Raw genomic sequence first — 18,207 nt, forward strand, 5'->3', positions numbered from 1 at the left:
GATACGTTTGAAGATGCTAATGGAAATGCTCTAACCTTATTAACAGTGCCAACCTTTGATAGTGCTGACCAAGGCAGTTCAGAGGGGACCTTATTAGTAGGAGAGACAGCTACATACACAGCCACTTATGTTATAGAGCAAGAAGCAGTAGATGCAGGCGGCTTTAGCAACAGTGTATTTGTAGAAGGCGATAGTCCAGAGGATACCACGGTAGATGATACGAGTGATGATGGTGATGACTCAGATGGTAATACGGATGATGATGCAACAGTGATTACTATCACGTCAGATCCTAAAATCAGTTTGATTAAAACGACATTACCTTTAGAAGACACTAATGGAGATGGCATAGTTGGTGGTATAGATGATATTATTACCTATGTATTTATTGTTGAAAACACAGGGAATTTAACATTAACTAATATTATCATAGAAGATAATTTACCTGGCTTAAATTTATTAGGAGGTCCAATAGCTCAGCTTATTCCAGGTGAGATTGACGACACAACTTATACAGCAACATACCTTATTACACAAGAGGATATTGATCTAGGTAGTGTTACAAATTCAGCTTCTGTAAGAGGTGAAGGTCCAGGTGGAGATTTAAATGATCCTTTAGATGATATTACAGATATCAGTGATGATCCAAATGATGATGATAACATTGATGATAATGGTAATGGTAATCCAGATGATCCAACAATAGTTTATGTCACGTCAATTTACGATTTAGAAGTAACTAAATTAGTAGATGAACTTAATCCAGTAATTGGCGCTCAGGTTACATTTACTATTGAAGTGGCAAATATTGGTAATGTAACTGCAACAGATATCATAATTGATGAGCATATACCAAGTGGATACTCATTTATTTCAGCATTAACGACTGGTGGTACATATTCTGAACTTAATGGAGAATGGACAATTACTCAATTAGATCCAGATCAAGTTGAAATCCTTGAGATTACAGTAGAAGTACTTGGGTTTGGTGATTATTTGAATACAGCTTATATTCAAAGTTCAGTTGGAGGAATCGATGTTGACACTAGTAATAATGAAGGTGCTGCAGAAGTATTCCCAATATGTTTAACAATTTATAACGAGTTTTCACCAGATGGTGATGGTGTTAATGAAACATTTGTAATTGATTGTATAGAACAGTATCCAAATAATAAATTAGAAGTTTATAACAGATGGGGAAATATTGTTTATAGTACCAAAGGATACCTAAATAACTGGAAAGGTACATCTAATGGTAGAGCTGTTATGAATCAATCAGATGACTTACCTGTAGGTACCTACTATTATGTACTAGATTTAGGTAATGGTTCTGATCCAAAAGTTGGATGGTTATACATTAACAGAAATAACTAATTAATACTGAATTATAAAATAATTAAAATGATACATAAATCATCACTAATAAAAGGATTAATAGTTTTAGTATTTTTACTAATCAGTGCTGTTAGTTATGCACAGCAAGATCCTCAGTATACACATTATATGTATAATACGTTAAGTGTTAATCCTGCTTATGCTGGTCAAAGAGAGACATTAAGTGTTGTTGGTTTACACAGGTCTCAGTGGGTGGGTATTGATGGTGCACCACAAACACAATCTTTAGGTATTCATACTCCATTACGAAATGAGCGTATTGGTTTAGGACTAAATGTTGTAAATGATGCTTTAGGGCCAGCAAGTGAAACATTTGTAGATGCGAATTTCTCTTATACAATACCTTTAAATGCCAACGATTTAAAATTGTCATTTGGAGCAAAAGGAGGATTTCATATGCTAGATACTGATTGGAGCAAAGGTCGATTTCAAAATCAATTAGATGCGAATTTTCAGGATAACATAAACTTAATATCACCAATGATTGGAGCGGGTTTGTATATGCACACTAGAAAATGGTACTTAGGTTTAGCTGTTCCTAATTTTATTGAAACAAAACATTATGACGATTATGAAGAGTCGGTTGCCACTGAACGCATGCATTTTTATTTAATTGGTGGTTACGTTTTCAATATTAGTGAAACAACAGAGTTAAAACCAGCATTTTTACTTAAAGGAGTGTCAGGCGCACCAATGATTGCAGACGTATCAGCAAATTTTTGGTTCCAAAAGAAAGTCACTCTAGGTTTAGCTTGGAGATGGGACGACTCAGTAAGTGCATTAGCCGGTTTTCAAATAACCCCAGGTATGTTTGTTGGGTATAGTTATGATATGACAACAACTGGACTAAACAATTATAATAGTGGTACGCATGAATTTACACTAAGATTTGAAGTTAAAAGATTGGGTAGAATACTATCACCACGTTTCTTTTAAAATAAAAGGATAAAATGAGCTTGTTAAAATGGGTGATTATCAAAAGAAATTATTAATATGTGTCCGTTAAAAAAATAAATAAAAACGCATGAAAACAATATCTAAATATATATTATTAACATTTGTGCTTGCATTTTCTTCAGCTGTTTTTGCACAGAACGGAAAGATACAAAGTGTAAAAGATGACTATAGAGATTTTGCTTATGTAAAAACAAGTGAAGTTTTATTGGAAGTCGCTAATAAAGGGTATAAATCTGCCGATCTCTTTCAAAAATTGGCAAATTCATTTTACTTTCAAAATAAAATGAAAGAAGCTGCCAAATGGTATGGTGAGTTAATGAATATGAATGAGGTTATTGATCCAGAATACTATTTTAGATATGCTCTAGCTTTAAAAGGAATAAAAGATTATGAGGCTTCAGATAAATGGATGGAAAAATTTAATGAGCTTAAACCTAATGATTTAAGAGGGAAAGCATTTTTATCTAAAGTAGATTATAAATCAGATATAGAAGAATTAAGTAGAGATGATATAGAATTACTTAATCTAGAAATTAATACTGAGTTATCAGATTTTGGAACCACAGAATATGAAACAGGTATTGTGTTTGCTTCGGCAAGAGGAGGAGGTCGTAAATACAGATGGAATGAAGAACCTTACTTAGACTTGTATTATGTTGAAAAAACAGAAGATGATACATTTGGAGAAGTTAAAAGTATAGAAGGAGAAGTAAATACTAAGTTTCATGAATCTAGTGCTGTATTTTCACCTAATGGAAAATATATGTTCTTTACTAGAAATAATTACCACAGATTAAAGTATAAAGAAGATGACACAGGCATTAATAGATTGCAATTATACAGAGCAACTTTAAATGAAGATGGTCATTGGGGTAATATTCATAAAGTTCATTTTAATAGCGTAGATTACAGTGTGGCTCATCCTACGCTTAACGTAACAGGAACTAAGTTATACTTTGCTTCAGATATGCCTGGAACTTATGGGCAATCAGATATATTTGTAGTAGATGTTAATGATGATGGAACATTAGGAGAACCAGAAAACTTAGGAAGTTCTATAAATACTGAAGGTCAAGAATCATTTCCATTTATGAATACTAATGGCGATTTATACTTTTCATCTACAGGATTTCCAGGTTTAGGAGGTTTAGATGTATTTAAATCTGAAGGTATAGATGAAAAAATCAAAACAGGATCTAACAGAAATTTTCCTATAGAAAATGTTGGTAAACCAGTTAACAGTGAATGGGATGATTTTGGATATTATGAAAACTTAGTTACTAAACGTGTGTACTTCAGTTCAAATAGAGAAGGTGGTAAAGGAAGTGATGATATTTATACGTTTGAAGTTCCAGAGATAAAATTATTAGTAGAAGGTGTTGTTCAAGACATGAATACAGAAGAATTAATACCTAATTCAACCGTTATTTTGTATAATGAGGATGGTGTTGAAATAGCTCGTCAAACAGTAGGAGAGGATGCTTATTTTAAATTTGAGGTAGATCCTAAAAAAGAATATTTAATTAGAGTTGAAAAAGAAAAATATACTTCTGACGAAAAACGTTTTACTACTCCAAATAAGAATCAAGAATTAAAGATGGAGCTGCTTATAGAGAAAGATGAGCAACAAATAGAGCCTTGCGATGATTTGGCAAAAGTGTTAGATATTCCTATTATTTATTTTGACTTTGATAAATCTAATATTAGATATGATGCCGAAATTGAAATTCAAAAAGTATTAGCAGTACTTACCAAATATCCAACAATGCATATTGACATCCGTAGTCATACAGATTGTAGAGGACCAGCAGCTTATAATGAAAAGCTTTCAGAGCGTAGAGCACAGTCTACACGTCAATATCTCATTAATAAGGGAATTGCAGCAGAACGCTTAACAGCTAAAGGTTACGGAGAATCACGATTGGTAAACGATTGTGGCTGTGAACCATCGAACAATTCTCATTGTTCTGAGGAAGAGCACCAACTTAATAGACGTAGTGAGTTTATCATCACAAGTATTAATGGAAAAACTTGCGATGAGGAAAACAACTAGGCCTAATACTATGATATAACTCTAAATAGCCGCTTAAATCTTTAAGCGGCTATTTTTTATGAAATCCTTTACTTTTATTTAAGTTTTAGGTGTTAATTTCGCATTATGACAGAAGAACAAGTCATCCTAGTAGATGAAAAGGATAATAAGATTGGTTTAATGCCAAAAATGGAAGCCCATGAAAAAGCGCTTTTACATCGTGCATTTTCGGTATTTATTTTTAATGATAAAAAGGAGTTAATGCTTCAGCAACGTGCAGCACATAAGTACCATTCTCCAAATTTATGGACCAATACATGTTGTAGCCATCAACGCGATGGAGAAACAAATTTAAAAGCGGGTAAGCGACGTTTACAGGAAGAGATGGGATTTGTTACCAATTTAGAAGAAACAACCTCATTTATCTACAAAGCACCATTTGAGAACGGGTTAACAGAACATGAATATGACCATATTATGATTGGTTATTATAATGAAAAACCAAATATTAACCAAGATGAAGTAGCCAATTGGAAATGGATGTCATTAGATGCCATAAAATCTGATATGCATACAAATCCGCAATTGTATACAGCTTGGTTTAAAATAATTTTTGAGAAGTTTTATGAATTTATAAACGTTAATAAGTAATATGAAAGTTACTGTACATAGAAAAGCACATTTTAATGCAGCACACCGACTTTATCGGAAAGATTGGAGTTTTGAGAAAAATGACGCCGTTTTTGGTTTATGTAACAATCCTAACTTTCATGGTCATAATTATGAATTAATAGCAAGTGTAACAGGTGAAATAGACCCAGAAACGGGCTATGTTATAGATGTTAAAAAGCTAAAAGATATTATTAAATCTGAAGTTGAAGACGCTTTTGATCATAAAAACTTAAATGTTGAAGTCCCTGAATTTAAAGATTTAAACCCTACAGCAGAAAATATTGCGGTTGTAATTTATAATAAGATTAAACCGATGTTAGATTCAAAGTTTCATCTTGAAATTACGCTTTATGAAACACCTCGTAATTTTGTAACTTATTCTGGAGATTAATTTTATGAAGTATCAGTTATATCCATTAAAGTTTCAGCCTATTTTAAAAGATAAAATTTGGGGTGGTGAAAAGCTGAATCAATATCTCAATAAAGATTCAAAATCTAAAAAATTAGGTGAAAGTTGGGAAGTAAGCGCTGTTCCTGGCGATGTTTCTATAGTATCTAATGGAGAATTAAAAGGAAAATCGCTTCAAGAACTTTTAGGTATTTATAAATCAGAACTTTTAGGTGAAAAAAATTGGAAACGTTTTGGTGAAGAATTTCCACTGCTTATAAAATTTATTGATGCCAAAGAAAATTTAAGTATTCAGTTACATCCCAATGATGAGTTAGCAAAAAAACGACATAATTCTTTTGGGAAAACAGAAATGTGGTACGTAATGCAAGCAGATAAGGACGCTAATCTTATCGTAGGCTTTAAGGATAAAATAGATAAAGAGACGTACTTAAAACATTTAGAAGCAAAAACATTAACTGATATTTTAAATTTTGATAAGGTAAAAGAAGGTGATACTTACCTTATTGAAGCAGGAAGAGTTCATGCCATTGGAGCAGGTGTTTTGCTAGCTGAAATACAGCAAACCAGTGATGTCACTTACAGAGTTTATGATTGGGGACGTTTAGATTCAGAAGGGAATGCGCGTAAACTACATAAAGATAATGCTATTGATGCATTTGATTTTGAAATGAAAAATGATTTTAGAATCGATTATAAGAAGCAAAAAAATGCTTCAAACATTATAATAAATTGCCCATTTTTCACAACTAATTTTATAACAATAGATTCAGAAATTAAAAAACAAAACACCTACGATTCTTTTATAATTTATATGTGTGTAGATGGAGATGTTGAAATTTTAACAGATAATTCTCTCAATAGTATCTCTAAAGGTGAAACACTATTAATTCCTGCTCATATTAAAAGTTTTAAACTAAAATCTAACTCAGGAAAGCTTCTAGAAGTGTACGTTTAAAACTTCAAATAAAAATCGATTAAATAACTAAAAGGATTTAGTATTTTTGCGGTTATTAAAAAACATAATTATCATGTCAAATAAAAGAGAATTAAAAAAAGATATTAACTACGTTTTAGGTGATATTATTGAAGCGGTTTACGTGTGGGAATTAGCGAACGCTGAAAAGCCAACTAAAGAAAGTGAAGCTATTATTGATGAAGCTATTGCAACGTTTGATGAGTTAATTACTCGTGTTAATGATAGAAGTGCAGAAAATAAGAAAGCGCATTTCAAAGCCATTAGCAACGATCTTGAGTCTAAAGGAAGAGATCTTATTGAAAAAATCAATAAATTAAAATAAATAGACTTGTAAATTTGAAAATCTATTTTAAATTTGCAAACTGTTTTGCCGATGTAGCTCAGCTGGCTAGAGCAGCTGATTTGTAATCAGCAGGTCGTGGGTTCGAGTCCCTCCATCGGCTCTTTTTTTAAAACTTCAATTACCATTATAGTAATTGAAGTTTTTTTTGTTTAATACATATAAAATTTGAGGTATTTACAATACGTAGCAGATGTCAATTCCTTCTTTGATGCAAAAAAAATCCAATCACATAAATGATTGGATTTTTTTAGGACTCTAATGTGTAAGCTGCATTGTATACTTAGTCTATTTACCAGCTTCTCTATCTGTAATAGCTTTCCCTAGTTTTTTTCCGTAGAACGAATTCTTAATCTCTGTAGTTAGATTGTTGTAAATAGAATCTATATAAACCGGATTCGCATTTCGTGCTTCGTATAATGCTAAATAAGGTGCAATTTCACTATCCTTATTATTCATTGCAAACTGAATGGTATAGGCATATTTACGCTTTAAAAGCTGATCTGTAATTCTGCCTAAAGAGTCTACAGCAATACTGTCATTATTCTTTTGGGCATTAAAACGAGCTTCAATAATATCTAGATTTTTATTGTTGAATTGCGATATAATTCCAAGATACTGTTCTAATAATTCGTGCTGTTTAGATCCTTTAATTTCAGAATTAAAATTGAAATTCTTTAAAGTTGTATTAATTTCTGTTATGCCTTTATCAGCAAAAAACGGAATATAATGTTCCTCACCATCATTTTTAAATAGTTTTAAATAGAGTAATATAGGTTCTTCCAAATTGGTGTGTAAGTTAAATTCTGGTTGACCAGTAATAACCATTGAATCTAAATCTATAATAGTAGAATCTCCATCTTTTTGAAGGTAAACGACCCCTTTTTTTAATCCTTTAATATGTCCTTTTAAGGTAAAATTTGCGTCATTATTTTTGCCGCAAGAAACAGCTAGTACTACTAAAATTATGAGACTTAGAGCTTTGTTCAATTTTGTCATGGTTTACTAAATAATTAGGTGCGCAAATATCTTATAATTGTTTTAAAATTGCTAGCTAACAGCTGCTAATTCCATTAAAATTGTACAACCTATAGCTGCAATTGTTCCAACAGCATAACCAAAGACAGCAAGAAGAACACCTACTGTAGCTAAGGATGGATGAAAAGCAGAAGCGACAATAGGAGCAGAGGCAGCACCACCAACGTTAGCTTGACTTCCAACAGCTAAAAAGAAATATGGTGCTTTAATGAGTTTTGCTACTAATACTAAGAGTATAGCATGGATGGTCATCCAAACGACTCCAATAGCGATAAGTCCAAGGTTATCAAAAATCATGGTTAAATCCATTTTCATTCCAATACTAGCAACTAGGATGTAAATAAAAACACTTCCAAATTTACTAGCACCTGCTCCTTCATAATTTTTGGCTTTTGTATTTGACAATAAAATAGCAATTATAGTAGCTACACTAATCATCCAGAAGAATTTAGAACCTAGAAATGTAAATATGTTTCGTGTAGTAGGAGATTCTATTCCTGCCACAATACCTTCGAAAAAAGGAGCTAAAAAATTAGCACTTAGATGTGCAACGCTTACTGTTCCAAATGCAATGGCACAGATTATCATTATATCTGTAACTGATGGGTTTCGTTTGACCTTTTCAGAAAAGTTTGACATTTTTTCTTTCAACTCTTCAATAGAGGATGTGTCTGCTTTTAACCATTTATTAATACGATTTCTTTTTCCGATACCAATTAATATAATTGCCATCCAAATATTAGCAACGACGATATCTACAAACACCATACCTCCGTATTTGGCTTGGTTATAGCCATAAATTTCTAGCATGGCAGTTTGGTTGGCTCCTCCACCAATCCAACTTCCTGCTAAAGTAGAAAGCCCTCTCCATACAGCATCCGGACCAATACCTCCAACTGTGTCAGGTGAAACGGTAGCAATTAATAAAATAGCAATTGGCCCTCCAATAACAATACCTAAAGTTCCTGTAAAAAACATTACCAAGGCTTTCCAACCTAAATTAAAAACAGCTTTTAAATCGATACTCAAAGTCATTAGAACTAAGGCTGCAGGTAATAAGTAACGACTAGAAACATAGTACAGATTGGAACTATGTTCTGTTAACACACCTTCATCTGAAACGGTTGTCCATTCTGGCGAGATTAAACCAGTTGTGGTTAAAACAGCCGGAACCATGTACGCCATAAATAGTCCTGGTATTATTTTATAGAACTTTGCCCAAAATCCTGTTTTTATAGATTCTGTAATAAATACAAATCCAAGGGCCAGCATTAAAAGGCCAAATACAATAGTGTCGTCAGTAAAAAGAGGAGTGTTATCCATAGTTTAGTTGGTTTATAAGACGCAAAATACAAAAATTAAAAACGAAAAAAGTGACCGTTTCGAATCACTTTTTTTCTATGGGTTTATCTTTTGGTTTGGGTTGCCTATTGTGTTCCTTGAGATATTGCATTAACATCCATTCTATTTGACCATTAGTACTGCGGAATTCGTCCGAAGCCCATTTTTCAATGGCTTTCAGCATATCTTCATTTATTCGTAGTGCAAATGCTTTCTTTTTAGACATTATAGTTTCATTAATTAAACTTTGTTTTATAGGTAGCTAATACACTCTTGGCTTCGTTTTTTTTTTGTGTGCCAATTAATAATTTTTTACCGCTTTTTAATACGAGCTGAATCCCAATATCACCAGAAACGTTTATAGCGCTTCCTTTAGCTTTATTCCAAAGTGTGCCTCCTTTTAGTCCCCAACCTCCATATTCACCCAGTGGGTCATAGGTTCTTACGTAAGCTTTATTAATTTCGTTCCACTTAATATTTTTTAAATTCCAATGAAAGGGAAAAAACTTATAATGAATCCCAGTTTCATCTATACGCGTTGTAAGTTTAAAGAAAAAGATAAACCCAGAAGCTAAGAGAATAAGAAAAATAACACCTATGAGTTCTAAACTAGAAAAATTTTCAGGATTTTCTGTGTATTCTTTTACATAAATACTAATAGGAACTATTGTACTTACTAACATAAGTATAATTAACCACAACTGATTAAAACGTTGTTCTTCTTTAAAAATTTTCATTATCTGTTTTTATCACGTTCAAAAACTACCGATGACCAGTTAACTCCAATATCCTTAACAACCCAGCCTTCTCGTGCGTACTGATTCAGCAGATTTTCAAAATTTTGGATACGATTTTTAAACCCGAGTTTAGGTTGTACTAATTTATATTCTTTCATACTTTAATGGCTTAAAGTTCCAGTATTTAAGACAGGCGAAGCATCTTTGTCTCCACAAAGTACGACCATTAGGTTGCTGACCATAGCAGCTTTGCGTTCTTCATCTAAATCTACGACTTGCTTTTTATTTAATTCATCAATGGCCATTTCTACCATGCTTACAGCTCCTTCAACAATTTTATGTCGTGCTGCAACAATTGCTGTAGCTTGTTGACGCTTAAGCATAGCATTAGCAATTTCTTGTGCATACGCTAAATAACCAATACGTGCTTCTAATACTTCGATACCTGCGATAGATAAACGCTCGTCTATTTCTTTTTCTAGGGCATTACTGACTTCATTAACACTAGAACGTAAGGTAATATCTTCGTCAACACCTTCATCTGCAAAATTATCATAAGGATACATGCTTGCTAATTTACGAACAGCAGCATCGGTCTGTACGCGAACAAAGTTTTCATAATTATCGACATCAAAAGCAGCTTTATAGGTATTATGAACACGCCAAACTAAGATGGTACTAATCATAATAGGGTTTCCCAATTTGTCATTTACTTTTAAACGCTCGCTATCAAAGTTGCTTGCTCTTAATGAAATTTTCTTTTTAGTAAAAAACGGATTTACCCAATAAAAACCATTCTGCTTTATTGTTCCTACATACTTTCCAAATAAAAGCAATACACGAGAGCCATTGGGTTGCACCATTAAAAATCCAAAGGCTAATATTAATGCAGCTATAATGCCAAATACAGACCAGCCCGTTTCTGTAATAGGAATAAGAGCAATACTACCTAAGAATAATATTAAAAATAAAAATAACATTAAGTAGCCATTTGCAGGGACGATAATTTTTTCTTCTTTCATAATCTATAATTTTAATTGGTTAATAATTGTAATTAATCAATATGATATTAAAATGATATCATAAAGATATAACTTATTTTATAAGTATACAAATAGATATTTTTGTTACAACTTTATAAAAAAGAATTAAAATATAAAGTTTGGCACGAGCTTTGTGTTATACTAAGTGTAATGACTATTACTATAGTTACCACCTGGTAACACTACTACAAAGTAGTATCATTACATTTGGTTGGTTAGTTAGAAAAAGCATCTCGTGGTTGGGATGCTTTTCATTTTATAAGGGGATAGAAACGAAAAAAGCATCTCGTTTCCAAAATGCTTTCTAAATATTAAATAGTTGTTTTTTGAATTAAGATTTTATAAAATCTGTAACACTTTTAATGAGTTCAGGAGAAATAGGTCTAAAGGATTCGTTATAAGATTTTGAGTTCTCTAAATCATCTCCTCCAATTTCAAAGAGTACATGATTCATGTTTTCAATAATTACCAATTTAGATTCTTCATTAGCTTCTTTTAATAATTCAGCTTCTTTTACTGAAACTTGAAGATCTTTAGTACCATTAATAATAAGAATAGGCATTGTTAACTCTTTTATAATTTCAGTAGGATTGTACGACATCCAATTCATCATAAAATCTTGTATCTCTGGACCAAATAGCGATCCTAATGCAGGAGGATAATCTGTGGTATTCTCTCCGTTTTTTAATAAGCTAACCACACGCTGGGCTTCTTCACCTAGTTTTGGAGCCATTTTAGTAACTTGTTCTACAAGTACATCTCCTATATTATTACCAGCACCTGCCAGTGAAATAAATCCGTTAGCTTTATCTTTAGCCGCTAGCATACCAACTAAACTACCTTGGCTATGGCCAATGATGTAGATTTTACCATAACTTTCTTTGTCCTTAAAATAATTGATAATATCTGAAGCATCGCTCACAAAATCATCAAACTTTATATCTTTATCTACATTATTTCTTAAAATTTGTTTTACAATACGCTTATCATACCTAAATGTTGCAATTCCATTTTCAGTGAGTCCTGTTGCTAATTTTTTTAAGGAATTGTTTTTAAGGAAATTTTGATTTCCATTTCGGTTAGTAGGACCAGAGCCTGCAATTATGATTGCTAAATCGGGTTTATCAATATCGTGTGGAAGGAGTAATGTTCCATCAATCCATTTTGTTATTGTTAGTTCTTCTTCATTATAGGTTTTGTCTTGGCTAAAACCTAAAGTATTAACTATACATAGAATGAGAATTACAAATTGTTTCATTTTAAAATTATTTTAAGGATAAAGTTAATTGATATAGAATTGATTTTTGTTTTTTTTAACGAATTTTATAGCAATTTATGATTTGTAAATACAATTATTGAATTATAAAAATTGTGTTTTTCAGCGACGAAATACGTTATTTTGTCTATAAATGTTAAAATTAAGTGTATTTCATCGATTAAATATGTTTTTTAGCGTCGTAGTTCAAAATGAATTATATATTTGACTCGTACTAAAAATTAGTTTTTAGTTCAATGGATTAATTAATTAATATTTGCCTTGTGTTGTGTGTAATTAGAGACCCTAAATCTACCAGCATAGTAAAGCAAATAAACGAAAACCGAGATTGAGGGATCTCGGTTTTTTGTTTTTATAATAGTGAATAACTTAAGCTATTTCTCTTATTTTAATCTGTATTCATGTGTCTTTTTATAAAACAAGTCGTAATTTTATTTTTCAGTAAATTAGTATTCTGATATGAATTATAAAACGCTATTATATTTAACTAGCCTATTTCTAATAACTTTAGGTTTTCAAGAAAAACAAACCTTACCTGATGGTTTTGTTTATGCAAAATCTGTAATACCTGACTTGGATGTTGAATTGCGCTATTTTTCAGAAAATAATTTTGTTGGGGATACTATAGATGGTTATAAAGCGAATCGTTTAATAATAACCAAAAACACAGCAGAGAAGTTAAAATTGGTTCAAGAAGAGTTGCAAAAACAAAACTTGTGTTTAAAAGTTTATGATGGTTATAGACCACAGCGTGCTGTAAACCATTTTATTAGATGGGCAAAAGACTTAAATGACACTATTAAGAAACAGCAATTTTATCCTGAGGTAAATAAAAAAAACTTGTTTAAAGCAGGCTATATAGCTTCGCGATCTGGTCATAGTAGAGGGAGTACTATTGATTTAACCATTACAAATGGCGAAACTGGCGAGCCTTTAGATATGGGAAGCCCTTATGATTTTTTTGGAGAAGCCTCTTGGGTTGCTCATGAGGCCTTAACAGATGAGCAAAAGAAAAACAGACAGTTACTACAAACTGTAATGCTAAAACATAATTTTAGAAACTACGCAAAAGAGTGGTGGCATTTTACACTACGTTGGGAACCTTTTCCAAAAACTTTTTTTGATTTTGAAGTTGAGTAGTTTTACAAATTAGGTATAATATTCATGGTGTTTTTTTATTTTAAAAGCACATTGGTTTCGCAGAAATATACAATCATAATATTAAACCTTAATGCTTCATTCATCTTTATAGGTTTTGTAGGTTAATCCTATGCCATAATTAAATAAATCTCTTTTTAGTAAACTAGATTGTAAGCCATTCCCTTTTTCAAATTTCACCCAATTATTTCCGTTAATAAATACGCGTTTTATATACGTGTTTTTACTTTCAATCTCGTCTGTAAACGGTAACAAAGGTCTAAAATTGGTTGGTATTTTAACAATACTGCCCGTTTTAGATTTTATCTCTTTGTACTTTTTATTTGGTAATAATTTTCCGGCTTTGTTGGTGTAACCTAAAACTTGAAGCGATACAAAAAAACCATCTTTAGGGATGTAGATATCGTAGTCTTCAACATTTAAATCGTATGCATCTCCATCTTTTTCAGTTGCTCTAAAAACGATGGTTTCGTAGGTTAGTGCTTTACCAGGAACTCCGTTATCATTTTGATAAAATTTTACTTTAAAAAGCGTTGAAAATTTCTTTTTATCACTGTTTTTACGGTTGCGTTTTTCCCAATCTTTAGATTCTAAAGCAATAGGGAATTGTACATTAGTTATCTTTTGATCTTTTGAACTTGTCTTAGGAAAATATACTGCAATCTCAGATTCTATAGTAGGCAGCCAACAATTATAATAATCGTCATCTAGAGATGGTTTTAGTTTTTCCTCTTTAAATTTTCTATCAATTGTAACACCTATAAAAACTTCATCTAATTCTGAAGCTTCCGGTTGCATCAGAAGTTGATTAGGTAAATTGTTTGTAGCAACATTAAGGTCTTTAAAACCTAATGCAGAAATAAAAAGCGAATCGATATCTGGATATAATTTTTTAGTAAAAAAAAACTGCCCCTCATCATCGGCAAAAATACCGTTGCCATTGCCAAAAGAAATGGTAGCGTAACTAATAGGATACGTAGAAATGCTGTCTTTAATAGTAATTTGAGCAAAGGATAATTGCCCAATTAAGAAAAGTGAAAATAGTATTTTATGCATGGTTAAGCTTATAGTTTCTAAAGATACATTATTTATGCGCATAAAAAAACGTCTCAAAATGAGACGTTTTTATGTTGTTTACTAATTGGGATAATACCAAAATGGTATAGAAGCTGCTGTTTTAGATAGGGTACCTGAGGCTTTTAGTTCCTTGCGTTTTACATGTAAGATGTGTTTACCGTCATCTAAATTCTTTACACCAATATAGGTTTCAAAGCCGTTTTGTTTTTTTACGGTTTTACCAAGAACAAAATCGGTTTTATATAATGTAGTATCAATTTCAATAGAATAGAGTGAATTAAATGTTGTCATATATTCACTTTTTGAGGCATCACTAATAGTACCAGAATTAATGGAACTCATTTCAGAGGTAATCCCTCTGGTGTCTTCGTCAAGTTTTAATTTAGGGTTAAACTTGTAAATTTCATCTTCTATAGATTTATCAAAAACAATAAATACTTTAATGTAGGAATCGTTTATCACTTTACTATTAATAGCAATATTTTGAATAAAATCGGAATCATCAACAAGCATATCTTCATAATTTAATGAATTAGAAATGTGCTGCCCTGAAGGTTCAATAAAGTTAAAATAGTTAGACTGATTGTAGTATAAAGAGGTCATCCATATCAATGAAATATAGATGGGGACTAAAAATAAACTTAAACGTTTTCCAAATTTATGATCCAGGAAATTATAGACTAATGGTCGGTATAAAAACGAAAGTGTAATAATACTAAAACACCAATAGATTGGGAAGTACAGCTTGCTAATCCATTTTTTCTTTTTTAAAAAACCAAGAGTTATAAAATCTATAAAGGTAAGTAGCATTCCAACAGTAAGAAACACCAAAAGAATAATGCCAAAATATGTTGAGATGTCACTAAAAGTATGATTGTTCAGAAAAACAGTAACCACAAAAGCAATAGCCCCAAAAGTTAGCGCAATGGCCAACATATAGAATATAAGTAAAAACGAAATAGCAAAAATAACACTACAGTAGTTCTCTAAACGCCCAATATACCTATCAAAAGAGCCAACTTTACGTTTTAGATAGTTGTTAAATCGTTTGCTGTAATTTAAGGTGTCGTATTCAATGTCTCCAGAAACATAACGTAATCCTAAGGCTCCAATCCATAAGCCTCGTAAAAGTACATGTAGTAGTAAGTTAAAAATTAATATAGAACAAGCCGAAAGCGCCACAATCATAACTATCGAGAAAAAAATATTGTTTTCGTTTTGAGCGTGTTGGTAGGCAATTTCTAAGTTTGGGTAAGCGGAGAATAAGCCAAAAATGGCAAAACCCGATATTAGCAATTCTAATTGCCAGCTTTCTTCTTGTAGTTTATCTAATAGTTTTTTAAATGTTGGTTTATTATAATCTTCACTCATTTTTATTGGGTGGATTGAAATTCAGGTTAAAATTAGGCATATTCAATTAAAATCAATCTTTTTTGTCCTATTTTGAAACCCTTTCCAAATTTCATCGTTTTTATAATAGAACTCAACTTGATTTTTTGTTCTTAGGAAATTGAAAAAGTCAATATGAGTTTTTAAAACCGCTAACCAACGCAATGCAGAAATTAGAGACTAAACTTATTAAGCTTTGTAAAAAAGGAAATGACGTTGCTCAAATGCAAGTTTATGATAAGTATAGTCAAGCTATGTTTACCATTGCTTGTCGTTATTTGAATGAAGAAGATGCAAAGGATGCGATGCAAGAAGGCTTTCTAAAAGCATTTAGACATATTGAAGCTTATAAACCAAAAGCCACTTTTGGAGTTTGGTTAAAACGTATTATCATTAACCAATGTTTAGACGTTTTAAAGAAAAATAAGTTAGAGTTTGAAGCTGTTGAGGTTTCAGACCTGCAGATTACCATTGAGGACGATTGGCAATTTGATACTTCAATTACGAAGCAAGAGATTTTATTTGCCATTGAGCAGTTAAACGAAAAACATAGAATTGTAGTAAAGCTTTATTTATTAGAAGGCTACGATCACGAAGAGATTTCAGAGATATTAGAGATTCCTATAAAAACATCACGTACGCATCTAAGACGTGGTAAATTAAAGTTACAAGATCTATTAAAACAAAAGTACAATGAAGCAAGATATTAGGACCTTATTTACAGAGGAGGACGATTTAAAACCGCTTCCTAAAAATCATAGAAGCGAATTTGCAGATAAGCTTAAGAAGCAATCCAAACCAAAACAAAATCCTTATGCTTGGTTAAGTGCTGCAGCTATTTTAATTATGGCATTAACTATAGGGTTTAATGTTATGGAAATGGAATCAAAACCAGAACTAAATCACGTTTCACCAATTATAGCACAAGTAGAAGCCGTAGAGGCAGCATATCTTAAAGATATTGAAACCGAATGGCAGAGTTTTGTAGCTATTGCAGATGATGCCGTTTTGGTAGAACGTTTCAGAAAAAAGCTGAAAGATTTAGATACAGATTACCAAGATATTTCTGTTCAGTTTAAAGACGATTCTAATAACATTTTAGTCATTGAAGCACTAGTTGAAAATCTTCAAACACGACTTCAAATTTTAAAAGATATTCAAAAGCACATCAACATATTAAATCAAAAAAACGAACAGAATGAAAAATCAATTTAAAATCTTATTGCTGATGCTCATCACATCATGGTCAATTAATGCACAAAAACACGACGTTTATAATATGAGTTTTGATGCTCAAAATATTAAAATATTAGACCTAGACCTAGATGGTACATATGTAGGAATTGAAGAATCTAAGGATGATAAAATCTATTTTGAATATTCAATTGAATTCGATAATTATTCTAAAAAAGAAATTGAAAAGCAGTTAGAAGGTATTAACACTTCTGCTCAAATTGTCGAAGATAAATTGATATTTAAAACTAGTAGTACAAATGTATTATCTGATGTTGTGTATAGTATAGAAAGCTTATTTGGTATTACGTTTGAAGGTAATAATATATCTTTTAAAGAACCAACAAATAAACATTGGAGAAAATCTAAACAGTATTTCTACAGTCTTAATGATGGTTCTAAAATTAAAAGTCTAAAAGAATATCTTAAAAATTTAAAAGGACTTGATGGTAAAGGCGGAACTAAAAAAATTGAGAAAAAGAATGTAAAAACATTAAAAACTAATTTTATAATAAAGTTACCTTCAGATATCGATTTAAGAGTTGTGGCTGTGAATTCTCACCTAACTTTTAAGTTTGATCTTACGACTCAGGTTAATATAAATTCAAGAAATACCAATCTAATGTTTATGGGGATCACTAATCCTTTAAATAATTTTGATATTGTAAACGGTAAATTTAAAAGTAATGAACTCGATGGGGGAGCTTATAAATTTAACCATTTAAGTGATGTTCAAATAGCTGAGGTGCAAAATTTAACTATTGATAGTGAGTTTTCAACAATGAAAATAGGGGAAGTAGGAGAGCATGTCAGAATAGTAGATTTTAATGGAAAATTTTGGATTCATAATTTTTCTGAAAATTTCAAAAATTTTCAAATGGATACAGAATATTCGGAAATCAATGTTTTCTATCCTGAAGATAATGATTTCTTCCTTACAACGTTTGGGCATGATACTGTACATTATACGGATAATCTAATTACAAAAATCTCACCAAGTAAAAAGAATGAATCTTCAAAAATGATGATTATGGGTAAGGAAACGAACCCGAATAAAATTCAAATCAATGCCGTTTATGGCATCATTAGATTTGGGAAAGATTTTATTGAGTTAGGCGAGTAAAGTCAAAA

20 protein-coding genes and 1 tRNA gene are annotated in these 18,207 nt (G+C 31.5%); 12 read left to right on the top strand and 9 right to left on the bottom strand.

Going from position 1 to position 18,207, the window contains the following annotated elements; all coding sequences use genetic code 11:
* From KO504_RS00005 to KO504_RS00040, 8 genes are all read left to right on the top strand, one after another.
* On the top strand, positions 1-1,374 hold a 1,374-nt coding region (locus KO504_RS00005), incomplete at its 5' end, for a DUF7507 domain-containing protein (protein ID WP_215924085.1).
* Positions 1,375-1,401: 27 nt separating this feature from the next.
* A complete protein-coding gene (locus KO504_RS00010; RefSeq protein ID WP_215924087.1) occupies positions 1,402-2,331 on the top strand; it encodes a PorP/SprF family type IX secretion system membrane protein in 930 nt (309 codons plus the stop codon).
* Between the two features lie 88 nt (positions 2,332-2,419).
* Complete coding sequence (locus tag KO504_RS00015) at positions 2,420-4,405, top strand: OmpA family protein (protein ID WP_215924089.1); 1,986 nt, start codon at positions 2,420-2,422, stop codon at positions 4,403-4,405.
* Between the two features lie 105 nt (positions 4,406-4,510).
* Complete coding sequence (idi, locus tag KO504_RS00020; protein WP_215924091.1) at positions 4,511-5,035, top strand: isopentenyl-diphosphate Delta-isomerase; 525 nt, start codon at positions 4,511-4,513, stop codon at positions 5,033-5,035.
* A gap of 1 nt (position 5,036) precedes the next feature.
* Complete coding sequence (locus tag KO504_RS00025) at positions 5,037-5,447, top strand: 6-pyruvoyl trahydropterin synthase family protein (protein WP_215924093.1); 411 nt, start codon at positions 5,037-5,039, stop codon at positions 5,445-5,447.
* Positions 5,448-5,451: 4 nt separating this feature from the next.
* A complete protein-coding gene (locus KO504_RS00030; RefSeq protein ID WP_215924095.1) occupies positions 5,452-6,423 on the top strand; it encodes a type I phosphomannose isomerase catalytic subunit in 972 nt (323 codons plus the stop codon).
* Between the two features lie 73 nt (positions 6,424-6,496).
* Positions 6,497-6,766, top strand: coding sequence for a hypothetical protein (locus tag KO504_RS00035; protein WP_215924097.1), 270 nt, complete (start codon positions 6,497-6,499; stop codon positions 6,764-6,766).
* Between the two features lie 47 nt (positions 6,767-6,813).
* Positions 6,814-6,887, top strand: a tRNA-Thr gene (locus KO504_RS00040).
* Between the two features lie 185 nt (positions 6,888-7,072).
* Here KO504_RS00040 and KO504_RS00045 read toward each other — a convergent pair.
* The 7 genes from KO504_RS00045 to KO504_RS00075 all read right to left on the bottom strand — a co-directional run bounded on the left by KO504_RS00045 (position 7,073) and on the right by KO504_RS00075 (position 12,201).
* Positions 7,073-7,783 carry a DUF4369 domain-containing protein gene (locus KO504_RS00045; RefSeq protein ID WP_215924099.1) on the bottom strand — a complete coding sequence of 237 codons (711 nt, stop codon included), beginning with the start codon at positions 7,781-7,783 and terminating at the stop codon, positions 7,073-7,075.
* A gap of 51 nt (positions 7,784-7,834) precedes the next feature.
* Positions 7,835-9,145 carry a DUF819 family protein gene (locus KO504_RS00050; RefSeq protein WP_215924101.1) on the bottom strand — a complete coding sequence of 437 codons (1,311 nt, stop codon included), beginning with the start codon at positions 9,143-9,145 and terminating at the stop codon, positions 7,835-7,837.
* A 64-nt stretch (positions 9,146-9,209) separates the two neighbouring features.
* Positions 9,210-9,389 carry an Arc family DNA binding domain-containing protein gene (locus KO504_RS00055; protein ID WP_215924102.1) on the bottom strand — a complete coding sequence of 60 codons (180 nt, stop codon included), beginning with the start codon at positions 9,387-9,389 and terminating at the stop codon, positions 9,210-9,212.
* A 10-nt stretch (positions 9,390-9,399) separates the two neighbouring features.
* Entirely contained in the window at positions 9,400-9,900 is a 501-nt protein-coding gene (locus tag KO504_RS00060) for a hypothetical protein (protein WP_215924104.1), read from the bottom strand.
* Positions 9,900-10,058, bottom strand: a complete 159-nt coding sequence (locus tag KO504_RS00065; protein WP_215924105.1) for a DUF4177 domain-containing protein — start codon at positions 10,056-10,058, stop codon at positions 9,900-9,902. The genes KO504_RS00060 and KO504_RS00065 overlap by 1 nt, the downstream gene beginning before the upstream one ends.
* A gap of 3 nt (positions 10,059-10,061) precedes the next feature.
* The gene (locus KO504_RS00070) at positions 10,062-10,922 is read right to left on the bottom strand and encodes an SPFH domain-containing protein (RefSeq protein WP_215924107.1); all 861 of its coding nucleotides are present in this window, start codon (positions 10,920-10,922) and stop codon (positions 10,062-10,064) included.
* A 352-nt stretch (positions 10,923-11,274) separates the two neighbouring features.
* Positions 11,275-12,201, bottom strand: coding sequence for an alpha/beta hydrolase family protein (locus tag KO504_RS00075; RefSeq protein WP_215924108.1), 927 nt, complete (start codon positions 12,199-12,201; stop codon positions 11,275-11,277).
* Positions 12,202-12,678: 477 nt separating this feature from the next.
* Between KO504_RS00075 and KO504_RS00080 the strand changes: the two genes are divergently transcribed.
* Complete coding sequence (locus KO504_RS00080) at positions 12,679-13,359, top strand: M15 family metallopeptidase (protein ID WP_215924110.1); 681 nt, start codon at positions 12,679-12,681, stop codon at positions 13,357-13,359.
* Positions 13,360-13,455: 96 nt separating this feature from the next.
* On the opposite strand, the gene KO504_RS00085 is transcribed toward KO504_RS00080, so the two are convergent.
* Both KO504_RS00085 and KO504_RS00090 read right to left on the bottom strand, forming a co-directional pair.
* Positions 13,456-14,475 carry a hypothetical protein gene (locus tag KO504_RS00085; RefSeq protein WP_252723582.1) on the bottom strand — a complete coding sequence of 340 codons (1,020 nt, stop codon included), beginning with the start codon at positions 14,473-14,475 and terminating at the stop codon, positions 13,456-13,458.
* Between the two features lie 39 nt (positions 14,476-14,514).
* Positions 14,515-15,825, bottom strand: a complete 1,311-nt coding sequence (locus KO504_RS00090) for a hypothetical protein (protein ID WP_215924112.1) — start codon at positions 15,823-15,825, stop codon at positions 14,515-14,517.
* A 182-nt stretch (positions 15,826-16,007) separates the two neighbouring features.
* Between KO504_RS00090 and KO504_RS00095 the strand changes: the two genes are divergently transcribed.
* From KO504_RS00095 to KO504_RS00105, 3 genes are read left to right on the top strand one after another with little or no spacing between them, the layout of a single operon-like run.
* Positions 16,008-16,553: an RNA polymerase sigma factor gene (locus tag KO504_RS00095; protein WP_215924114.1), complete on the top strand. Its 546-nt coding sequence runs from the start codon at positions 16,008-16,010 to the stop codon at positions 16,551-16,553.
* The gene (locus KO504_RS00100) at positions 16,537-17,058 is read left to right on the top strand and encodes a hypothetical protein (protein ID WP_215924115.1); all 522 of its coding nucleotides are present in this window, start codon (positions 16,537-16,539) and stop codon (positions 17,056-17,058) included. Before KO504_RS00095 ends, KO504_RS00100 begins: the two co-directional genes overlap by 17 nt.
* Entirely contained in the window at positions 17,042-18,199 is a 1,158-nt protein-coding gene (locus tag KO504_RS00105) for a hypothetical protein (RefSeq protein WP_215924117.1), read from the top strand. Before KO504_RS00100 ends, KO504_RS00105 begins: the two co-directional genes overlap by 17 nt.
* The last annotated feature ends 8 nt before the right edge of the window (positions 18,200-18,207 follow it).

The organism is Winogradskyella psychrotolerans (assembly GCF_018860565.1).
Taxonomy (GTDB): domain Bacteria; phylum Bacteroidota; class Bacteroidia; order Flavobacteriales; family Flavobacteriaceae; genus Winogradskyella; species Winogradskyella damuponensis.

What these genes read in the sequence shown, in the direction of transcription:
- KO504_RS00025 (WP_215924093.1), top strand. Translation starts at nt 5,037, where the DNA reads ATGAAAGTTACTGTACATAGAAAAGCACATTTTAATGCAGCACACCGA.
- KO504_RS00070 (WP_215924107.1), bottom strand. Translation starts at nt 10,922, where the DNA reads ATGAAAGAAGAAAAAATTATCGTCCCTGCAAATGGCTACTTAATGTTA.
- KO504_RS00010 (WP_215924087.1), top strand. Translation starts at nt 1,402, where the DNA reads ATGATACATAAATCATCACTAATAAAAGGATTAATAGTTTTAGTATTT.
- KO504_RS00050 (WP_215924101.1), bottom strand. Translation starts at nt 9,145, where the DNA reads ATGGATAACACTCCTCTTTTTACTGACGACACTATTGTATTTGGCCTT.
- KO504_RS00045 (WP_215924099.1), bottom strand. Translation starts at nt 7,783, where the DNA reads ATGACAAAATTGAACAAAGCTCTAAGTCTCATAATTTTAGTAGTACTA.
- KO504_RS00090 (WP_215924112.1), bottom strand. Translation starts at nt 15,825, where the DNA reads ATGAGTGAAGATTATAATAAACCAACATTTAAAAAACTATTAGATAAA.
- KO504_RS00030 (WP_215924095.1), top strand. Translation starts at nt 5,452, where the DNA reads ATGAAGTATCAGTTATATCCATTAAAGTTTCAGCCTATTTTAAAAGAT.
- KO504_RS00035 (WP_215924097.1), top strand. Translation starts at nt 6,497, where the DNA reads ATGTCAAATAAAAGAGAATTAAAAAAAGATATTAACTACGTTTTAGGT.
- KO504_RS00100 (WP_215924115.1), top strand. Translation starts at nt 16,537, where the DNA reads ATGAAGCAAGATATTAGGACCTTATTTACAGAGGAGGACGATTTAAAA.
- KO504_RS00060 (WP_215924104.1), bottom strand. Translation starts at nt 9,900, where the DNA reads ATGAAAATTTTTAAAGAAGAACAACGTTTTAATCAGTTGTGGTTAATT.
- KO504_RS00105 (WP_215924117.1), top strand. Translation starts at nt 17,042, where the DNA reads ATGAAAAATCAATTTAAAATCTTATTGCTGATGCTCATCACATCATGG.
- KO504_RS00055 (WP_215924102.1), bottom strand. Translation starts at nt 9,389, where the DNA reads ATGTCTAAAAAGAAAGCATTTGCACTACGAATAAATGAAGATATGCTG.
- KO504_RS00085 (WP_252723582.1), bottom strand. Translation starts at nt 14,475, where the DNA reads ATGCGCATAAATAATGTATCTTTAGAAACTATAAGCTTAACCATGCAT.
- KO504_RS00095 (WP_215924114.1), top strand. Translation starts at nt 16,008, where the DNA reads ATGCAGAAATTAGAGACTAAACTTATTAAGCTTTGTAAAAAAGGAAAT.
- KO504_RS00015 (WP_215924089.1), top strand. Translation starts at nt 2,420, where the DNA reads ATGAAAACAATATCTAAATATATATTATTAACATTTGTGCTTGCATTT.
- idi (WP_215924091.1), top strand. Translation starts at nt 4,511, where the DNA reads ATGACAGAAGAACAAGTCATCCTAGTAGATGAAAAGGATAATAAGATT.
- KO504_RS00065 (WP_215924105.1), bottom strand. Translation starts at nt 10,058, where the DNA reads ATGAAAGAATATAAATTAGTACAACCTAAACTCGGGTTTAAAAATCGT.
- KO504_RS00080 (WP_215924110.1), top strand. Translation starts at nt 12,679, where the DNA reads ATGAATTATAAAACGCTATTATATTTAACTAGCCTATTTCTAATAACT.
- KO504_RS00075 (WP_215924108.1), bottom strand. Translation starts at nt 12,201, where the DNA reads ATGAAACAATTTGTAATTCTCATTCTATGTATAGTTAATACTTTAGGT.